This is a genomic window from Streptomyces sp. NPDC060198 (assembly GCF_042728415.1).
Classification (GTDB): domain Bacteria; phylum Actinomycetota; class Actinomycetes; order Streptomycetales; family Streptomycetaceae; genus Streptomyces.
In genome coordinates this window covers 1-3,786 of record NZ_JBHWZJ010000528.1, presented here as the reverse complement: position 1 = coordinate 3,786, position 3,786 = coordinate 1, and the positions used below count along the sequence as shown (strand labels likewise).

Below are 3,786 nucleotides of genomic sequence, written 5' to 3'. Positions count from 1 at the left end.
GGTACGCCCTGCTGCCGCTGCGCGTCTTCCTCGGCATCACCTTCACCTACGCCGGCCGGCGTCGACGGGTCGAAGACGTGGACGTTGGGGCCGAGGTCGCCGCCGGCCTCGATGTCCTCGGCGTCTGGAACCCCTCGCTCGACACCCTCTCCCCGCGCCGCGCGGGAAACCCGGTGGCTCCTGCTTCGGCTCCCGTGCTGCACTGCCGTCATGACCCTGAGCGTGGACGTGTTCCTGGTGGACGAGCACGGCGAGTCGCGGGTACAGGACGTTCCCGGCGGGAGCTCGGACATGGCCGGTACGGAGTCCTGGCGCGAGTCGGTCTGGGGTTCCCCGGCGGTGCGTTCCCTGGGGGCGCGGCTCTTCCCCCGCATCCTCGACGGCTGGCTCGTCGCCCGGCCGGAGGAGGTCGTCGAGTTGCTGGACGAGTGCGCGCTGCTGCGGGAGAACCTCGTGCTGATCGCCCGGGGCGCGGCGGACGGTACCTCCCCGGACGGCCTGCGGTCGGTCGGGGACCGGCTGGCGAACATCGAGGACGCCTGCCACCGGGCCCTGGCGATCGGCGGGGGCGTCCTCGTCTGGTGAGGCCCCCTCGCCCCGACGCACGGCCGAGGTCCCCGCAACCGCCGGGACGCACGGCCGAGGTCCCCGCAACCGCCGGGATGCACGGGCGACGCTCCGGCGCCTCAAGCGCGCCCTAGGCGCCCCGGGAGCCTCAGGCGCCCCGGGCGCCCCGGGCCGTGCGCAGCGCCCCTGCGCACCACCCCAGCGTGCCCCGCGCTCTCCCCGCTCCACCGCACGCCCCACCGCACGCCCTGCTCACCGCGCTCACCTGTGGTTACGTTGATGGACGCACCGCGGACCGCCGGGGCTCCGCGGGACATCCCGCACGGGACGTCCCGGTCCGGATCTCGGTGCGCGCTCCAGCGAGGCGGGCCGGGCCGCACCCGGTCGGCCCGCCGGAGCCCGTCGTACCCCGAACCGGAGGTTCCGGCATGACCGTCTCCCGTACCGCCTCCTCGTCCGCCCTCTCCTCCCCGAAGCCCGCGAGTGCCTTGGCGCGCCGTGTCGTCGGCCTCGCAGGCGCCGCCGCCCTGACGCTGGGGGCCTTCGCCGTCGCGCCCGGGGCCGCCGCGGCCTCGCCCGAGGCGGCTTTGACCGTGGCCGCCGTGCCGGGCGGGTGCGCGTACACCTCGGCGTCGAACCGGCCGGTGCTCCGCTCCGGCAGCAGCGGAGCCGCGGTGAAGCAGGCGCAGTGCCTGAGCAACGTGTGGGGCGGGCTGGTGCCGAAGCTACAGGTGGACGGGAAGTTCGGGGCCGCGACCCTGACGAAGGTCAAGTGGATCCAGGGGTGCCACGGGCTGCCGAAGGACGGCGTGATCGGTGCTCTGACGTGGGAGGCGCTGTACTACCCGGTGCCCGACTGCTACGACACGTATCCGGGCTGATCGCCCTCCGCCCCGGCCTCCGCCCCGGCCTCCGTGAGCAGAGTTTGGAGCGCCGGGGCGTAGAGGTCCGCGAGGCGCTCCGGGGTGGTGCGGGGCCCCTCCCCTTCGGAGTGCAGGCTCAGCGCGGCGCCGAGGCCGATGAGCTGACCCGCGACGAGTTCGGCGCGGAGCGTGCCGTCGGGACCGGGGAGCCGGGCGGCCAGCCGCCGGGTGACCTGTTCGTGGAAGCGGTCGCGCAGCAGGACGCGTTCGTCGCGGTTGCCGAGCGAGAAGACCACCCGCAGGAACGGGTCCGAACCGTAGGCCCGGCGGCGGCGGACGAGGGTGAGCACCATGTGCCGGCCCAGCCGGTCCAGCGGCGCGTCGAAGATGGCGTCGGCCTCGGGACCGAAGTCGGCGACGGCGTTGAAGAGTTCGTCCTTGCGGCCGAAGTGCTTGACCACCAGGGACGGGCTCACTCCGGCGTCGGCCGCGATGCCGCGGATGGTGACCTCGGCGTACGGGTTGCGCATGAACGCCCGCCGCGCCGCCAGCAGGATCGCCCTCTTGCCGCTGCCGGCGTCCGCCACCGCAGCGGAGGAGTCCGCGGCCCCCGAGGAGGATTCCCGCGCCGCGGGGGAGGACGCGGCCCCCTCCGCGGAGGTCCCGGTCGCCCCCGGTGATCCGTGCGGTCCCGGTGATCCCTGCGGTCCCGGCGGTACGGCGTGCGCTGTGGCCCGGCCGGTCATGCACCCTCCTGAATGGCTGTGGCCGGCGCACCTGCCTTCCGGTCCGCCCGCCTCTTCGTCCCTTCGACCGTACCCGCCTTCGCGTCGCCCGCTCCCGGCAGCAGCAGCGTGACCAGCAGGGCGAGCACGGCGGCGCCTCCTGCGATCAGGAAGACGAGCTGGTACGCGTGGAGCGTCGGCGCGGTGAGGCCGCCGACCCGGAAGGTGACGTTGCTCAGCACGGCGGCGACCGCGGCGCTGCAGAAGGCCTGGCCGACCGAGCGCATCAGGGTGTTCAGGCCGTTCGCGGCGCCCGTCTCGCTGACCGGTACCGCCCGCATCACCAGGGCGGGGAGCGCGGAGTAGGCGATGGCGGTGCCCGCAGCGACGACGGTCGCACCGGCCACGATCGTCCACAGGTCGTGGCTGGTGAACCAGCGGACCCCGTACCCGACGGCGATGATCACCGAGGCGAGCGCCAGGCTGACCTTCGGCCCGTGGGCGGCGGAGATGCGCGCCGACACGGGCGACAGCAGCACCATCGCGACCCCGCCGGGCAGCAGGCACAGGCCGCTGACGACGATCGAGGCGCCGAGCCCGTATCCCGTGACCTTCGGCTCCTGCACCATCTGTCCGGTCACCAGGGAGTTGGCGTAGAAGGCGAAGCCGATGAGCAGTGCCGCGAGGTTGGCGTAGAGGACGGCGGGGCGGGCGGAGACCCGGAGGTCGACCATCGGACTCCGCACGCGGAGCTCGTACGCCCCCCAGAGCAGCCCGGCGAGTACGGCGGCCGCCAGGAGGCCGAGGGTGGCCGGGGACGTCCAGCCCCATTCGCCGCCCTGGGTGACGGCGAGCAGCAGGCAGACCAGTACGGCGGCGAGCCCGAGCCCTCCGACGGCGTCGAACCGGCCGCGGGTGCGCAGCGGCGACTCCGGGACGAAGAGCAGCACCAGCACGATGTCGATCAGGGCGATCACGCCGGAGACCCAGAACATGGTGTGCCAGTCGAAGTGTTCGACGACGAACGCGGCGACCGGTACACCTACTGCGGCGCCGATACCGAGCGTGGAGCTCATCAGGGCGACGGCGGGCAGGACGCGCTCCGGGGGGAGTTCGTCGCGCAGGATGCTGATGCCCAGCGGGACGACGGCGAGGGCCGCGCCCTGGAGCGCGCGGCCGGTGATGAGGATCTCGATGTGCGAGCTGATCGCACAGAGCACCGAGCCGACGAGGAGCGAGCCGAGCGAGGCGAGCAGGACGCGCCGCTTGCCGTACATGTCGCCGACGCGGCCCAGGACCGGGGTGAAGACCGCGCCGGTCAGCAGGGTGATGGTGACGAGCCAGCTCGCGGCGGCCGGGGTGGCGCCGGTGAGTTCGGGGATGTGCGGCAGCAGCGGGACGACGAGCGTCTGCATGACCGCGACGACGACGCCGCAGAAGGCGAGGATGCCCATGGCCAGGTTCGGGGACGACGGGGCTGTGGCGCCCCGGTCGGTGGACGGTTCGGCGGACGGCGCGGGCGTCGGCGGCGGGGTGGGTATGTCCGCTGGCATGCGATCTCCGTCAGGGAGGGTGAGAACGGCACGCCTGACGGGTGCACAGGCGTTCACCCTCAGGGTAAACGCCTGTGC

At 73.8% G+C, this 3,786-nt stretch carries 5 protein-coding genes; 2 read left to right on the top strand and 3 right to left on the bottom strand.

Going from position 1 to position 3,786, the window contains the following annotated elements:
- Positions 1 to 212 (bottom strand): hypothetical protein (locus ACFWEP_RS32860; protein ID WP_387375690.1); only part of this gene is annotated, 212 nt, incomplete at its 3' end.
- Here ACFWEP_RS32860 and ACFWEP_RS32855 point away from each other — a divergent pair.
- Together ACFWEP_RS32855 and ACFWEP_RS32850 are read left to right on the top strand one after the other, a co-directional pair.
- Complete coding sequence (locus ACFWEP_RS32855; protein ID WP_387375688.1) at positions 211 to 585, top strand: hypothetical protein; 375 nt, start codon at positions 211 to 213, stop codon at positions 583 to 585. The two genes, ACFWEP_RS32860 and ACFWEP_RS32855, sit on opposite strands and share 2 nt — an antisense overlap.
- 410 nt (positions 586 to 995) lie before the next feature.
- Positions 996 to 1,448: a peptidoglycan-binding protein gene (locus ACFWEP_RS32850; protein ID WP_387375686.1), complete on the top strand. Its 453-nt coding sequence runs from the start codon at positions 996 to 998 to the stop codon at positions 1,446 to 1,448.
- Here the strand turns inward: ACFWEP_RS32850 and ACFWEP_RS32845 are convergent.
- Both ACFWEP_RS32845 and ACFWEP_RS32840 read right to left on the bottom strand, forming a co-directional pair.
- Positions 1,427 to 2,176 (bottom strand): TetR family transcriptional regulator, encoded by a 750-nt coding sequence (locus tag ACFWEP_RS32845; RefSeq protein ID WP_387375685.1) that lies wholly within the window; start codon positions 2,174 to 2,176, stop codon positions 1,427 to 1,429. The two genes, ACFWEP_RS32850 and ACFWEP_RS32845, sit on opposite strands and share 22 nt — an antisense overlap.
- Positions 2,173 to 3,708, bottom strand: coding sequence for an MFS transporter (locus ACFWEP_RS32840; RefSeq protein ID WP_387375683.1), 1,536 nt, complete (start codon positions 3,706 to 3,708; stop codon positions 2,173 to 2,175). Before ACFWEP_RS32840 ends, ACFWEP_RS32845 begins: the two co-directional genes overlap by 4 nt.
- Between the last annotated feature and the right edge of the window lie 78 nt (positions 3,709 to 3,786).